Consider the following 14,778-nt stretch of genomic DNA (forward strand, 5'->3'; position numbering starts at 1 on the left):
CGACACTCGCCCTCTGGCCGTCCGACTGCCCCACTGCCCAACTGTGCTTTATCCAGCCTTAATTAGGACACACATAGGGTCGGATCATGACCACAGAGAACCAGCAGCCGACGGCGGCGGACGCGTCGGACCCGTCGCCCGTCACCTTCATCAACATCTTCGAGATCGCCCCCGAGGACGTCGACGCCTTCGCCGAGAAGTGGGAACAGCGGGCCGCCATCATGAGCGAGAAGCCGGGCTTCATCGACACCCGGCTGCATCGCGCCCAGTCCCCCGACGGCCGCTTCCAGCTCGTGAACGTGGCCCACTGGGAGAGCCAGGAGGCGTGGGAAAAGGCAGGCGCAGACCCGGCTTTCGCGAACCGCGCGAACGCCGCGTGTGAGTCCAAGGAAACCCCGGTAACGGCGAATCCGGGCCTGTACGACGTGGTCGTACGCTTCCCTTGACCCTTCACCCATGTCCCTCGCCCCGCCTGGTGGCCGGAGGGTCGGGCGGTCAGTGGGATTTCTGTGTGGCGGGGTCGTCAGGAGCGATGCCCCGCGGGTTCGGGATCTTGCCGGGGCCCTGGCTCGGCCACTTGCTCGGTGAGGGTTCGCGCGGGCGCGAAAGCGAGTCGTCGAGTCGCTCCCTGCGCCACGTGCCGTCCCGGCAGACGAGCCCCCATCCGGAGCTCATGACGTGCCATTCGCCCGCATCCACGCAGGGCATTTCCTGGTGAGGACGGAAACGCCAGCGCCAGTTCCACTCGTTGCCGCTGTTGTCGCCCTCTTCGCCCTCTCCACCCTCCTCGCCCTCGTCGCATCGGAGCTCCGTCCCGTGGCGGGTGACGCCCGCGGGACGACGTGGCGAGCAAGCAGGGTTACGCCAGCCGTACGTCCGCTCCCAATGCGGGGTCATGACCACGGTGACCGGCGCGGGCGACGGGCTGGCCGACGGCTCCTCCGGGCAGCCGCTGGAGGTGCGGTCCGGAGGCGGTTCGGTGCCTCCCCAGAAACACATCACCACGGCCTCCCCGGAGCTGGGGCCGGCCGCGGAGGGCTCGACGGTTCCGTTTCCGCAGGCGGTGATCACCGCCATCGCGCCGACGCCGGACACGACCCCGAGTGTGCGCATCCGCCCCATGCAGCGAGAGGCTAAGCGCATCGGCGATCCCTCGTGGGGCGGTCCTCAAAGGTCGGCCCAAACATGCCCCTCGCCGTACGAGGACTCGCCCCTGAAGAACCAGTCGGCCAGGTCGCCGACGCGTTCGAGGCAGTCCTCGTAGTACGGGGCGGGCACCGGGCGCGGGAAGTCGGGGTGTGCGGTCCATCCCGGTACGGCGGTCGCGACCTCGTAGAAACCGTCGGCCAGCCATCGGTCGAGCTGGGACGCCGCCTGGAAGTGGGCGCAGACGGCTCGCATGGCTCGTTCCAGACGGGTGAAGGCGGCTCGGTCCCAGGTCAGGTCGGTTCGCAGCCGGAGCAGGAAGCTTCCCTCCTCGGCACGGAACTCCCGCTCCAGGGTTTCGAGCATCTTCCGCAGGTAGTCCATGGGCTGCCCGATGCGGGAGGGCCAGCCGGGATGCAGGCTCGCCACGAGTCCGTCGAAGTCCTCGTTCACATACGCCGCTTCGGCGGGCTTCAAGCGGATCTGCCTGACCTTCGGGTCTGCCCACCACACCTCGAAGGGGGTGACCGTGCCCTCGGGCGGCCAGGCCTCCACCGCCCTCGGCAGGAGCAGGACGTCCACGAAGCCGCCCACCGGCAGGCCGATGTCCGCGGAGCCCGGCCCGGAGCTCCTCCCACTCGCTGTCGCTGATCTCGCTCATGCCGCTGACGCCGCTGGCCTCGCTGATGTTGTTGACCTCACCTGGTGCAGGTTGCAGAAACTCCCGGAGCGCGCCCGGAGGCGTGCCGCCGCCGTCTAGCTCCGCGTACCCGTGTCGCCCGCTTCTGTCCCTCCTCGTGGGAACGTGACCTCGACTCGGCGGTTCTTCTTGCGGCCCTGCTCGGAGGTGTTGTCCGCGATCGGATAGTCCTCGCTGTAGCCGCGTACGGAGTACGTGACCTCGGGGCCCAAGTAGCTCGCCAGCTTGTCGTGCACCGCTTCCGCGCGCTTGCGGGACAGGGTCTTGCCGTGGCTGTAGGAGCCGAGGTTGTCCGTGAAGCCGAACACCCTGACGTTCGTCGCCTTCTGCGCCTTGGCCTCTTCCGCGATCGCCTTGATACGGGCGTTCGCCTCGGGGTTCAGCTTGTTGCTGTCCTTGGGGAAGAGAACTTCCGCCTGCAGCGCGAACTTCACGTCCGTGTTGGTGTCCTCGCGGCGCTCCTCACCGCCGAGGTCCTCGACGACCGACTTGATGTCCAGGACCTTCGCCGGGGCGAGGGTCGCGCCGTCGGCCAGCTTCAGCCCCGGGCTGTTGGAGTCGACCTCGGGGGGTGGGGAGGTGGTGGTGCTGCCCGGGGGTGCGCTGGGGTCTTCGTCATCGGCATGGGCGGAAGTTCCGGTGAGGAAGACCAGCGCCGTGAGGGTGACGGTGACTGTGGCGAGGTTGCGGGTGCGGGTGCGGGTGCCGGGGCGTGATCGTGGGTGGCCCATGGGTTACTCGCCCTCGGAGATCTCGATGGAGGCGGGGGGCATCGACCCGACCTGGAAGTTGACCTTGCCGGTCCCCTCGGGCGGGGCGGGAAACTGAGCGAACCAACTGGCCGTAGCACCTTGCTTTACGCGGCCATCGAACTTTGTGCACAGGCAACGCCCCGAGGTGTCCCGCAGCACGAGGTACTTCTTCTTCCCGTCGTTGTCCACCAGGCTCGCGCCGGACAGAGAGCCACCGTTCGAACGAAGCTCCCGTTCGTCACTTGCCCAGTTGGCCCCGAGCCAGGACTGGCTGCCATTGTTCGTGACCGTTCCGGAAACCGTGACGAAGCCGCCCCCGTCACGCAGGGCCGAATTGACCACGACGCTGATGTCACCGTCTTTGCCCTCAGCCAGAACCTTGTCGGTCTCGGGTGCCTCAGTCTCCTTCTGCCCGTCATCTCCGTCGTCGTTCTTGGCTGACGAAGAGGAAGGCGTGCTCTTCTCAGGCTTGTCCTCGTCTCCACCATCCCCGCCACCGCAACCGGCCACCGTGAGGACCAGCCCAGTAGTGATCGCCACAGCGGTCATTGCCCTGCGGGTCTTCTTGGTGCGCCGAATGCTCATCGGTACGGATTCCTTCTTTAGTCGGCCACTCATCAGTCAGCCAGGTGGACAGAGAAGAGAACGGACGCATCCGGAAGATCGTCCAGCTTGAAGTCCTCCGGATCGATCTCGAAAGGTTCGCCGCCATCGCAGACGAATTCCACGGCCTTCTCGGGGTCCGCCGAAGGAGCAACATCACAGCGAGGCTTGATGATGGCAGTGGCTTCGGCCTGGGCGTGCTGGGACTCCGTGCCCGGGATGATCGAATCCCCCACCGTGTAGTTGGTCTCGATCTCCACCCGGAAACCCGGATAGCCGTTCACCTCGGCCGGGCCGAAGCCGACGACAGACGAGTCGTTGTCCGCAGCCAGCGCATCCGCCGCGCCTTCCGCTCCGTCACCCTCGAAGTTGTCGCCGGCCAGCCAGTCGAGCCAGTCATCGCCCTTACCGATGGACGCCCCCAGGCCGTCGACAAGTTCGTCTCTGGCATCCTGCGCAGCCGCCAGCGCTGCGGCGTCAGCTGCGGATTGAGCGCCGTTCCGCGCGGATGCGGCTTGCGCGAACGCGAAAAACGCGAACGCAACAAAGAGCAGAATCCCCGTCATCCAGATGTAGATGGGAAGAGTCTGCCCTCGGTCACCCTGCAGGCGGGGCGCTATCAGCCACCGCCTACCACGTCGTCGACCGCGTCCCCTATGGCGGAGGAGATCGTTCCGTCCAGCCCCAGCTGGTCGATCAACGTAAAGATCCCCGCAATAAGAATCATCAGCCCCGCATACTCCACAAACCCAGCACCCGCATCCCGCTCCCTTCCCCGAGCCCGGGAAGTCACGGTCGCTGTCCAGTCGATCCAGACTCTGAGTACGCGTTCCTTCAGCACGACGGCCCCTTCTCTCCCACCCGATACACGCGCCGCGAAACGCACCGCTGGCGCAACCGATTCCGACGCCGCTGTCGTCATAGGCAACGTACGCGAGATCTTGTGACCCAACAGCCACTCTCCGCAACCAATACCTTCTGGTGCGCGGAAGTTGGCGAGTTCCCTTCCCCGGTGGCGAGGTCATCACGCGCCCCGGGGGCTTGCGGCGGAGATCCGCGTCGGGTCGCTCGGCGGTTTCATGCGTTTCACGACTTCCCCTTCCGCACGTACCGTGAACTCAGCTTTTGCAAAGGTCGGTTGGGGGGTGCGGTGGCGATGGGGGCCGCCCCTGCCGTGACCGCCCCCTCCCCGTCTACCGAGTGACTGTCCCATAGTTGGTTGCAGCCGCGAAGCGGTTTCGTGGAGTGGCTTGATAGCGGCGGTGGCAGTGGCCGCGGCGCCGTAGTGGTCCGGACCTCTCACGGCTTCCTCACTTCCCCAGGATCGAGCCGAAGTCCGAACCCGAGCCGAGAAACATTCCCGCCGCGATCAGAATCATCGTGGCCGGAAGCATGAAGACCAGCGTCACCATCGTTGCCTTGGGGATCGTCTTCGCCGCCCTGCGGCGGGAGTTCTGGGCGTCCGTGCGGCGCATGTCCGTCGCCAGTTGGATGAGCGTGTCCGCGATCGGTGAGCCCAGTTCCTCGCCCTGCTGCAGTGCCGAGACGAACTGGGAGACCTGTTCGGAGGCGTTCCTGCGGCGCAGTTCGTCGAATGCCTGGCGGCGGCTCACCCCCATGTCCATCTGGCGCAGGGTGATGCGCAGTTCGTCCGCCCAGGGGCCCTCGTACCGCTCCGCCACGCGGTCCAGGGCCTGGCGGAAGCCGAGGCCCGCCGAGACCACCACGGCGAGTACGTCCAGGAAGTCCGGGAGGGTGCGGTCGATGACCTCGCGCCGTTCCCGTATCGCCTGCCAGATCAGCGCGTCCGCCGCCGTCACGCCGAAGGCGAAGGTCAGGAGGCCGAAGAGCGAGGCGCCGTTGGTGAGGAAGACCAGACCCATCACGAAGCCGAAGATGCCGTAGACCGCCCTGCGTGCCGCATAGCGGTCGATCGTCAGGCCTCCCGGGTTGCCCGCCATGTCGATCTTGCGGCGCTTGGCGTCCACCCGTTTCGGGCCCATCAGGCGCAGGACGAGGGGGGCGAAGCGTATGCCCAGACGGTCCACCGCCGAGCCCGCCGTCGATACGCGGGTGGCGCCGACCTCCAGGGCGATCGCCAGGTCCGAGGGGAGCTTCGCCTCCGCGCGGTACATGCGGATGCCCTGACAGACGCCCGCCACCGCGAGGCCCATCACGGCCGCCATCGCCAGTCCGAACATGCCGCCGCCTCCCTACACTTCGATCTTGCCGAGGCGCCTGATCACGAAGAAGCCCACCGCGTACAGGCCCAGCGCGATCAGGATCAGCGTCTGGCCCATCGGTGAGCCTGTCACCCGGGCCAGCGCGCCCTCGTTGGAGGAGTTGATCAGGAGGAGGGAGCCGAGGCCCAGGAGCGGAACCGTGAACGCCGTCGCGTGGACCTCCGAGAGCATCGTGCGGACCTCACGTCGCGTCTCCTTGCGGTCCTCCAGGGTCTGGGTGAGGTTCCGGAGGGAGTTCACCACCGAGCCGCCCGCCTTGTTGGACAGGACCAGGGTGGTGACGAGGACCACCAGTTCGCGGGACGGGAGACGTGCCGCGAGTTCGCCGAGGGTGTCGTCGATCGAGCGGCCCATGGTCAACTGGTCCGCCACCATCGACAGTTCCTCGCCCGCCGGGGACTCGAGCTCCTCCGCCGCCATCGCGAGGGATGTGCGGAGGGCCAAGCCTGCCGCCGTCGCGTTGGCCAGGATACGGGCCACGTCGGGGAGTTGGTTGATGAACGCCTCGATGCGTTTCTGGCGTTGCCAGTTGAGGAACACGACCGCGCTCCAGACCGCGACGATGCCCGCGATCGGGCCGAAGAACGGGGCCAGGGTGGCCGCCGCCATGAGCCAGAGCGCTGCGACGACGGCCACGACGTAGATGAAGAACTCGCCGGCCGTCAGATCGAGTCCCGTCGCCGAGAGGCGCAGGTGGATGGCTCGGCCGAGGCGGGTGCGGCGCAGGCGGCGGTCGACGGTCGAGAAGCGGCGGCCACGGCCGGCGGCGTCGGCCGTGCCGGGGCCGATCGACAGGCGGTCGACCAGCGCCTGGCGCTGGGCACGGCCCGACGCGTACGCGTGGACTCCCGCGACGGCGAGCGTGCCGGTCAGGATCGTCGCGCCGAGGGCCAGGAGGGCAGGGTTGTCCATCAGCCGGCCGTCCTTCTCGTCACGGTCATCGGACGACCGTCCTTCTCGTCGCGGTCATCAGCCGATCGCCTCTCTCGTGTTCAGTGCGTCGATGGCCTGGGCCACGCCGAATCCCGGCGGCACCGGCTCGCCCGCGACGTACAGCCGCTCGGCGACGGAGCGCGGCAGCGGCAGGTGCTCGAAGTAGCCGTGCACGCGGCGGTCCAGGCCGTTGCTGCCCGGCTGGTGCGGCACGAAGCGGGTCACCGGGGCGATGCGGAACTGTTCGCGGCCGTGCGAGACGAGCAGGACGATCTCGGCGACCTTGCGTGAGCCGTCCGCGTGCCTGGCGAGCTGGACGACCACGTCGACCGCCGAGTTGATCTGGTCCTTCAGCGCCTCGAAGGGGATCTGGACCTCGGACATCGAGCCGAGAGTCTGGAGGCGCATCAGGGCGTCCTCCGCCGTGTTGGCGTGGACCGTCGCGAGGGAGCCGTCGTGGCCCGTCGACATGGCCTGCAGCATGTCGAGGGTCTCGCCGCCCCGGACCTCGCCGACGATGATGCGGTCGGGGCGCATGCGGAGGCTGTTGCGGACGAGGTCGCGGATGGTGATCTGGCCCTTGCCCTCCACGTTCGGAGGGCGGGATTCCAGGCGGATGACGTGGTCCTGCTGCAGCTGGAGTTCGGCCGAGTCCTCGATGGTGATGATGCGTTCGTGGGCCGGGAGGAGGCCGGAGAGCGCGTTGAGGAGCGTCGTCTTTCCGGAGCCCGTGCCGCCGCTGACGATGATGTTGAAGCGGGCGCGCACGAAGGCGGAGAGCAGGAGCAGCATGTGCTCGTCGAGCGAGCCGAGGCCGATGAGCTCGTGCAGCGTGTACGCGCGGGGGAAGCGGCGGATGGTGAGGGTCGCGCCGGTGAGGGCGAGGGGCGGGATGATCACATTCACTCGCTCGCCGGTGGGCAGGCGGGCGTCGACCATCGGGTTCGACTCGTCCACGCGGCGGTTGACCGTGGAGACGATGCGTTCGATGGTCTGCATGAGCTGGTCGTTCGACGCGAAGCGGAGGGGGAGCTGCTCGACGCGTCCGGCGCGCTCGACGAAGATCGAGTCGGGGCCGTTGACCATGATCTCCGTGATGGAGGCGTCGGCGAGGAGCGGTTCGAGTACGCCGAGTCCCAGGGCCTCGTCCACGACGCGGCGGATGAGCTGGGAGCGCTCCGAGGTCGACAGGACGGGGCCCTCGCGGCTGATGATGTGTCCCATGACGCGTTCCAGGCGCGCGCGGCGGTCCACCGCTGTCAGGGACGACATCTCGGCGAGGTCGATCTCTTCGAGGAGCTTGGAGCGGTAGACGGCGACGAGGCTGTCGTCGCGGCTCGGGCCGCTGCCCTTGCCGTGGTCGTGCGGGGTCGCCACGCGGTCGCGGAGGCTCATCTCGGCTCTCTCAGCTCCCCTCTTCGTCTTCGTCGTTGGGCATCGTGGCCGACTTCGTGACGGACCATCCCGCGTCCACGAAGGGCAGGAGCGTGGGGACCTGGACGGTGACGTCCGCCGTGGTCGTCGCGCCGCCGCCGCTGATGGCGACCTGGGCGTCGAGGCTGCCGTCCATCGCCGCCATCCCCGCGGCTTCGCCGCCCTCGCCCTGGGAGGCGACGCGGGCCGCCGCGCGGGCGCCCGAGCCCGCCTGGTTGACGGCGTATCCGACGAGGCCCAGCTGGATGGTGGCGAGGCCTATGAGGAGCAGGATGGGCAGGAATCCGGCGAATTCGAGCATGGAGACGCCTCGGTCGCCGAAGGAGCGGTTCCGCCTGTTCCGCCTTCTCCGCTTCCGGGGATGCTCCGGTCCGGCCGGGAGCGGAGGCCCGGCAGGGAGCTGATCCGGACCGGCCGGGAGCAGATGCGGACCGGCCGAGAGCTGCTCCGGACCGGCCCGGAGCAGAAACGGCCCGGCGGGGAGCTGATCCGTTCCGGCCGGGAGCAGAAGCGGCCCGGCCGGAAGCAGATACGGACCGGCCGAGAGCAAAAGCGGCCCGGCCGGAAGCAAAAACGGCCCGGCTGAGAGCTGATCCGGACCGGCCGGAAGCTGCTCCGGACCGATCGCGAGACGACGCGCCCCGTCCGGTAGGCGCCGCACCCCGTCCGGGAGACGCCGAACCCCATCCGGAAGACGCCGAACCCCATCCGGCCTTCGCGGGCGAACTCGGCGGAACCGGTGATCAGCGCCGCGCCCGAGCCGACGGCAGCCCCTCACCCGTCCTCACCCTCCTTCGCCGCCCCCGCCTCCCCGCTCACGCTCCACCCCGCGTCGATCCCGGGGAAGAACAGCGGGACGTCCGCGTCCACGTGGGCCTTCCACACCGCTCCCTCGTCCGTGCAGGCCACCTCCGCGCCCTGCCACGCCGACGGCAGATGCTCCTTCGCCGCGGCCTCGCACGCCGCCGCGCCGCCCTCTCCCACCGCGTACGCGGCCGTGGCGGCCCGCGCCGCCTCGTCCGCGGCGTTTCCGGCCAGGGAGAACGTGTAGCCGTACAGCGCGCACTGCCACAGGAGGCCCATCACGGCGAGCAGCAGGGGGAACATCCCGGCGAACTCCAGGGTGACCGCGCCACGGTCGCCGGTGACGCGCTTGCGCAGGGTGAGCCGCTTCGTGCCGCCGGACGCCGCCTCCGGGTCCACCAGGCCGAGCTCGCCCGCCAGCGCCCACAGCGCCTGCTTGACGGTGGACTTGCTGTCCAGGTCCTGCATGCGGCCGGCGTCGACCGCGCCCTGCAGTTCCTTGAAGTTCGCGGGGACGGTGGTGCGGGCCACTCGCGTCCCCGTCACCCGTTCCACCAGGGAGGGCTGGATCTCCGCGCCCTTGCCGTGGCGGTTGACGACCGTGAGCGTCTCCTCCGCCTTGCGGATCTGGAGGCGGTCCCACAGGCGCACCATGCGCTTGGCGGCCCGTACGGAGACGACGTCCGGGGTGACCAACAGGATGGCCTGGTCGGCGAGTTCGATGGCCGTGGCGCTCGCCCCGGTGACGTACGTGCCGCAGTCGACGAGGACGACGTCGTAGCGGCTGCGCAGGGCGCCGAGTGTCTGACGGGCCACCCGGTCGGTGATCTCCTCGCCGCGCTCGCCCTCGCCGGGGGCAAGGAGGAGGCCGATGCCGGTCTCGTGCGTGTAGACGGCGTCCTGGAGGACGCGGGGCGTGATGTCGGTGATCGACGCGAGGTCGGCGATGGAGCGGCGGAACTGGACGTCCAGGTAGGAGGAGACGTCACCTGCCTGGAGGTCCAGGTCGAGGAGCGCGACCGTACGGCCCGAGGCCCGTGCCGCGAGGGCGAGCTGGACGGCGGCCAAGGTGGTGCCGACGCCTCCCTTGGCGCCGCTCACCGCGACGACGTGGCCGCCCCCGGGGGTCTCCCCCGACCCGGCGTAGAGCTCTATGCCCGCGCTGCCCAGGTGCCTGCGCATCCCCGCCGACCAGGCGGCCGCCGCGTGCACGCGCTCGGCGAGGGCGTCGTACGCGAGGGGGAAGCCGACGATGCCGCGGGCTCCGGAGTCCATCGCGGCGGTCAGCAGTGCCGGGCTCGTGTCGGCGGTGATCAGCACGACGCCGACCGCGGGGAAGCGGAGCACGAGGTCGCGGATCAGGTCCAGGGCGGGGACGGGGCCGATGCGCTCGTGGACGATGACGACTTCGGGGAGTTCGTCGATGGACTCCGCCGCGAGCCTCGCCAGGTGGTCGAGCAGGGCGGTGGAGTCCGCGACGGGCAGGGCGGGTTCGGCGTCCGGCAGCTGTCCCGTCAGCGTCGAGAGCGCGCGGGCGGCCTCCATGTCCCCCACGGCGGGGAGGATCCGGGTCGTCATGCGTCACCCCACCGGGTACTCGGGTGCGTGGGCGTGCGGGCTCCGCATCGCAGCGGCGGTACATCCGTGCGTCGCCTCATCCGCGGGGCCCCCTACTTGTCCTCGTCGAGTGTGTACGTCCGGTCGCCCCGCGGGATCGCCGCCTCCTCGCCCTGGCCCACCAGGGCCAGGCGGACATGCGTGGCGAACGACTCCGCGTACGCGACGCGCTGCGCGTCCGCGGTGTCGAGGGCGAACGTGATCGGCACTGCTTCCGTCGCCGTGCGGCGGCTGCTGCGGTCGTCCTGGTCGGGGTCGAGGGCCGTCAGTTTGCCCACGTCGATCACCTTCGCGGACTCCACGATGACCTTCGACTGGTCCTTGGCGTTGTCGGTCTCGCCCTTGAACGTGGCGTAGATGTTGACCGTCGAACCGGGCGTGATCTTGCCCGCGACGCCCGTCGCCGCGTCGATCATGATGGCGATCTCCTGCTGGCCCGGCTCCAGTTCGGGGCGGTTCACGATCATGTCCGTCTGGAGCAGCGAGCCCTTGCGCAGCTCGGTCACCGCGATCTTGCCGCGGACCTGGCGGAGATCGGTGACGGCGTTGTCCGAGAGCCACCTCTCCGGCATCTCGACCTTCTCGAACTGGTCGGCGCTCAGCTCCTTGTAGGGGGCGATGTCCCCCTTGAGCTTGTACGCGGCCACTTCCGGCCCCACCTTCGAGTTCACGTCCCGGATCACGGAGAGGACGCCCACGAACGCGCCGAACGCGGCCAGGACCGAGAGGACCAGCAGGATGACGCCGCGGCGCTGGCGTGAGTTCATGGACCGGACTACCTCGATCGGGTGCGGGCGGCTACGGACAGTGATCGTTGTGGCGCGCGTTCAGTTCGGGGTCGTACCCAGTGGAGCCTGGCCTTACGTCCTGCCTCGCGGAAGCGCGCGTACGGCACGAGCGGAAGCAGGGGCGGGAGCGGGGGCGGGGGCGGTAGCGGGGGCAGCGGCGGAGGCGGGCGCCGCGCGTTCCGGTGGTGGCAGCAGCGGCGCGGCACAGAACCCGCAGCGGTCGCCGATGAGTTCGAGCCCGCACCAGTGGCAGCCGTCCCGCCGGACGGACGACACCAGTTGGTAGAGCACCGAGATGTCGGGGATCGCCGCGGCGAATTCGACGAGCTTGCCCGTGGCCCACCAGCGCGCGGAGTCCCCCGGCAGCCGGGCCTCCTCGACGCCCTGGGTCCGCCAGGCCGGAGCGAGTGTCTCGGTGACCCAGTCGCTTCCCAGCTGCCCGGCGGCGTAGAGCAGCTTCGTGCCGAAGCCGGGGCCCGGCAGCGTCGCGTCCCCCGTGACCTTGATCAGCTCGGGCCGGGGCGTGGCGAGCACGGCGAACTGGGCTCCGGGCATCCATGACTTGGCGTGGGACTGGAGCGTGACCGGGACCCGGTCCAGCTTCGCCACCGAGCCGAGCAGCGCGCCCGCGTAGATGTAGTGGGAGAGGAGCCGGGCCGCCGAGGCGAGGACGCCGGGGCTGAAGTCGCAGATCGACAGCTGGCGGAGCTGGAGCGCGAGGACCGCGAGGCCGAGCGGCGGCAGGTCGGGGCGCAGGATGGCGATGCGGTCGCTCTCCAGGACGGAGCGGATCGCGTGCATGCGCTGGACGAGGGCGGGTGGCGCCGAAGCGGGGCAGAGGACGATCACATAGCCGTGGTGCTCGATGAGCGTGTGCATCTCGGTGAGCGCCTGGTCCAGGGAGTACGTCCGCGGTGACTGGACGGCGCTCTGCAGGACGGCCGCGGACGGGGTGTGCCGGTCGGGCGACGGCAGCACCAGGTCAGGGCCGGTGACGGCTATGGCGGTCGGCATGCGTACACCCCCCGGTCTTCGTGCACTTCTGCCTCAGCACCTTATCCAGGTCATCGCCACCTCAACACCCAACTTCCCACTGTTCACGTAGAGGTTGGCCGGACTCGCGGGGTCCGGGTGGTGTCAGAGGTCTTGACAACGCAATTGGTCTGGACCAGCTTGTACGACCAGGCAGAGCGCCGGGCAACCCCCTCGTACGGCCCGGCGCAAGCCCTCCGAGCACCCCAACTCCCCCCACCGGAGGCAGCAGTGGACCACGCACGCGGCAGGACACGCAGGAAGGCAGGGTCCGTCATCGGTCTGACAACGGCACTGGCCCTCGCGCTCACCGGCCTGCTCACCGGCGGCGCCGACGACGCCGAGGCGGACGCCCGCGCGGTACCGGAGCACGCGGTGACCGGCTACTGGCAGAACTTCGACAACGGCGCCACCGTCCAGAAGCTGAGCGACGTACAGGACGAGTACGACATCATCGCGGTGTCGTTCGCGGACGCGACCGGTACGCCGGGCGAGCTGGCCTTCAACCTGGACTCGGCCGGGCTCGGCGGGTACACCGTCGAGCAGTTCAAGGCCGACCTCAAGGCCAAGCAGGCGGCCGGGAAGTCCGTGATCCTCTCGGTCGGCGGCGAGAAGGGCGCGGTGACCGTCAACGACTCCGCCTCGGCGACCGCCTTCGCGGACTCGGCGTACAAGCTCATGCAGGAGTACGGCTTCGACGGCGTCGACATCGACCTGGAGAACGGGCTCAACTCGACCTATATGTCGCAGGCGTTGAAGTCCCTTGCCGGGAAAGCCGGTTCGGGGTTCGTCCTGACCATGGCGCCGCAGACGATCGACATGCAGTCCACGTCGAACGAGTACTTCAAGACGGCGCTCGCCGTGAAGGACATCCTCACGGTCGTCAACATGCAGTACTACAACAGCGGTTCGATGCTGGGCTGTGACGGCAAGGTCTACAGCCAGGGCTCGGTCGACTTCCTCACCGCGCTCGCCTGCATCCAGCTGGAGGGCGGCCTCGCCCCGTCGCAGGTCGGCATAGGCGTCCCGGCCTCGGCGAAGGCGGCCGGCGGCGGTTACGTCTCGCCGTCCGTCGTCAACCAGGCCCTGGACTGCCTGGCGAAGGGCACGAGCTGCGGTTCCTTCAAGCCGTCCAAGACGTACCCCGGCATCCGGGGCGCGATGGCCTGGTCGACGAACTGGGATGCCGCCGACGGCAGTTCCTGGTCCAAGGCGGTCGGGCCGCACGTCCACGGCCTGCCGTAACCCGGCGGCCACCCCTCACACCTGCAGCGCCGCCGCTCCCCCGGCGGCGCTGCGGCCTGTACCCACGGTCAGAAGAAGCTGCCCCAGTCCTGGTCCGTGATCTGCTTGACGCACAGGACCAGGAACAGCAGGCCCGCGATCGCCAGCATGCCGTTGCTGAGCCAGCCGTTGCGCCACTCGGCGGGCGTACGCGACGAGTTGAGCAGCCAGACCAGGGTGAGCGCGAGGAACGGCATGAAGGCCGCGCCGAGCACGCCGTAGATGATGATGAGGCGGAACGGCTGGCCCTGGAAGAGCAGGATCATCGGCGGGAAGGTCAGCCACAGCAGGTAGGCGCGGAACGGCACCGACTTCTCGCGGGCTCCGGACGCCACCTCCTCGCCCGACAGGGCCTTCCCGTCGACGCCCGTCCGCTGCTTGCGGTAGCGCTCCACGAAGTCGGCGAACATCAGGCTCACGCCGTGCCAGACGCCGATCAGCGAGGTGAAGGACGTGGCGAAGAAGCCGATCAGGAAGAGCTTGGCGGTGGCGTCGCCGTACTCCTTCTCCAGGATGCCGGAGAGCTGTACCAGGCCCTGGTCGCCGCTGGCGATGGCCACGTTCGCGGAGTGCAGCAGCTCGGCGCCGACGAAGAGCATGGCGACGACGAAGATGCCGGTGGTGATGTACGCGACGCGGTTGTCGAGCCGCATCACCTTCATCCAGCCGGTGTTCGTCCAGCCCTTGGCGTTGACCCAGTAGCCGTACGCGGCAAGGGTGATCGTGCCGCCGACGCCGCCGATCAGTCCGAGCGTGTTGAGGATGGAGTCCTTCTCGTCGGGCAGCACCGGAAGGAGGCCCGCGAAGGCGTCGCCGAGGTGCGGGGTGACGCGGATGGCGAGGTAGACGGTGACGACGAACATGATGCCGACGAGCACCGTCATGACCTTCTCGAAGACGGCGTACTTGTTGAACCAGACGAAGACCAGGCCGACGAGGCCGGTGAGGATTCCCCACCACTTGAGCTCCATGACGTCCGGGAAGAGCGCCTGGAGCGGCAGTCCCGACGACGACATGGCCGCGGCCCCGTAGACGTACCCCCAGATGACGACGTAGACGACGAAGAACCACGTCGTCCAGCGCCCGAGGCTCGCCCAGCCGTCGAAGAGGGTGCGTCCGGTCGCCAGGTGCCAGCGTCCGGCCGCCTCGGCGAGCGAGATCTTCACCACGCAGCCGAGCACGGCGGCCCAGAGCAGGGTGTAGCCGAAGTTGCTGCCCGCGATGAGCGTGGCGACGAGGTCGCCCGCGCCGACGCCGGTCGCGGCGACGACGATGCCGGGTCCGATGTATTTCCAGCTGGACTTGCGGGGCCGGGGAGCCGCATCTCCCGTGGCAGTGCCACTGCCTGTCGTGTCAGCCATGCCGATCAAGAAACCGCATGGCGGCTCGTGACACAAGGGGTTGGCCGAAGAGAGCGTTGACCGGAGCATGCCATGCGCCCA

General features: G+C 69.1%; 16 protein-coding genes. 2 read left to right on the plus strand and 14 right to left on the minus strand.

Annotated features, from left to right (window positions below; all coding sequences use genetic code 11):
- Positions 1-86: 86 nt before the first annotated feature.
- The gene (locus ACWGIH_RS12030; RefSeq protein WP_453450287.1) at positions 87-446 is read left to right on the plus strand and encodes an antibiotic biosynthesis monooxygenase family protein; all 360 of its coding nucleotides are present in this window, start codon (positions 87-89) and stop codon (positions 444-446) included.
- Between the two features lie 49 nt (positions 447-495).
- On the opposite strand, the gene ACWGIH_RS12035 is transcribed toward ACWGIH_RS12030, so the two are convergent.
- The 13 genes from ACWGIH_RS12035 to ACWGIH_RS12095 all read right to left on the minus strand — a co-directional run bounded on the left by ACWGIH_RS12035 (position 496) and on the right by ACWGIH_RS12095 (position 12,034).
- Entirely contained in the window at positions 496-1,122 is a 627-nt protein-coding gene (locus tag ACWGIH_RS12035) for a hypothetical protein (RefSeq protein ID WP_453450286.1), read from the minus strand.
- Between the two features lie 45 nt (positions 1,123-1,167).
- On the minus strand, positions 1,168-1,728 hold the full coding sequence (locus tag ACWGIH_RS12040) for a hypothetical protein (RefSeq protein WP_453450285.1): 561 nt from the start codon (positions 1,726-1,728) through the stop codon (positions 1,168-1,170).
- A 174-nt stretch (positions 1,729-1,902) separates the two neighbouring features.
- Positions 1,903-2,577, minus strand: coding sequence for an OmpA family protein (locus ACWGIH_RS12045; RefSeq protein ID WP_453450284.1), 675 nt, complete (start codon positions 2,575-2,577; stop codon positions 1,903-1,905).
- 3 nt (positions 2,578-2,580) lie between these two features.
- The gene (locus ACWGIH_RS12050; RefSeq protein WP_453450283.1) at positions 2,581-3,183 is read right to left on the minus strand and encodes a hypothetical protein; all 603 of its coding nucleotides are present in this window, start codon (positions 3,181-3,183) and stop codon (positions 2,581-2,583) included.
- 32 nt (positions 3,184-3,215) lie between these two features.
- Positions 3,216-3,824: a pilus assembly protein TadG-related protein gene (locus ACWGIH_RS12055; protein ID WP_453691639.1), complete on the minus strand. Its 609-nt coding sequence runs from the start codon at positions 3,822-3,824 to the stop codon at positions 3,216-3,218.
- Positions 3,821-4,012: a hypothetical protein gene (locus tag ACWGIH_RS12060; RefSeq protein ID WP_453450316.1), complete on the minus strand. Its 192-nt coding sequence runs from the start codon at positions 4,010-4,012 to the stop codon at positions 3,821-3,823. Before ACWGIH_RS12060 ends, ACWGIH_RS12055 begins: the two co-directional genes overlap by 4 nt.
- 499 nt (positions 4,013-4,511) lie before the next feature.
- A complete protein-coding gene (locus tag ACWGIH_RS12065) occupies positions 4,512-5,387 on the minus strand; it encodes a DUF5936 domain-containing protein (RefSeq protein ID WP_453450314.1) in 876 nt (291 codons plus the stop codon).
- Between the two features lie 27 nt (positions 5,388-5,414).
- Positions 5,415-6,356, minus strand: coding sequence for a type II secretion system F family protein (locus ACWGIH_RS12070; protein WP_453450282.1), 942 nt, complete (start codon positions 6,354-6,356; stop codon positions 5,415-5,417).
- Between the two features lie 57 nt (positions 6,357-6,413).
- A complete protein-coding gene (locus ACWGIH_RS12075) occupies positions 6,414-7,772 on the minus strand; it encodes a CpaF family protein (RefSeq protein WP_453450280.1) in 1,359 nt (452 codons plus the stop codon).
- A 10-nt stretch (positions 7,773-7,782) separates the two neighbouring features.
- Positions 7,783-8,112 (minus strand): TadE/TadG family type IV pilus assembly protein, encoded by a 330-nt coding sequence (locus tag ACWGIH_RS12080; protein WP_361832951.1) that lies wholly within the window; start codon positions 8,110-8,112, stop codon positions 7,783-7,785.
- A gap of 473 nt (positions 8,113-8,585) precedes the next feature.
- Positions 8,586-10,193, minus strand: a complete 1,608-nt coding sequence (locus ACWGIH_RS12085; RefSeq protein WP_453450279.1) for an AAA family ATPase — start codon at positions 10,191-10,193, stop codon at positions 8,586-8,588.
- Positions 10,194-10,285: 92 nt separating this feature from the next.
- The gene (gene cpaB / locus ACWGIH_RS12090) at positions 10,286-10,999 is read right to left on the minus strand and encodes a Flp pilus assembly protein CpaB (RefSeq protein WP_453450278.1); all 714 of its coding nucleotides are present in this window, start codon (positions 10,997-10,999) and stop codon (positions 10,286-10,288) included.
- Positions 11,000-11,092: 93 nt separating this feature from the next.
- On the minus strand, positions 11,093-12,034 hold the full coding sequence (locus ACWGIH_RS12095) for a hypothetical protein (RefSeq protein ID WP_453450277.1): 942 nt from the start codon (positions 12,032-12,034) through the stop codon (positions 11,093-11,095).
- Between the two features lie 294 nt (positions 12,035-12,328).
- Here ACWGIH_RS12095 and ACWGIH_RS12100 point away from each other — a divergent pair, with 294 nt between their 5' ends.
- On the plus strand, positions 12,329-13,297 hold the full coding sequence (locus ACWGIH_RS12100) for a chitinase (protein ID WP_453450313.1): 969 nt from the start codon (positions 12,329-12,331) through the stop codon (positions 13,295-13,297).
- A gap of 68 nt (positions 13,298-13,365) precedes the next feature.
- On the opposite strand, the gene ACWGIH_RS12105 is transcribed toward ACWGIH_RS12100, so the two are convergent.
- Positions 13,366-14,697, minus strand: coding sequence for an Nramp family divalent metal transporter (locus tag ACWGIH_RS12105; RefSeq protein ID WP_453450276.1), 1,332 nt, complete (start codon positions 14,695-14,697; stop codon positions 13,366-13,368).
- Between the last annotated feature and the right edge of the window lie 81 nt (positions 14,698-14,778).

Source organism: Streptomyces sp. NPDC054872 (assembly GCF_053610705.1).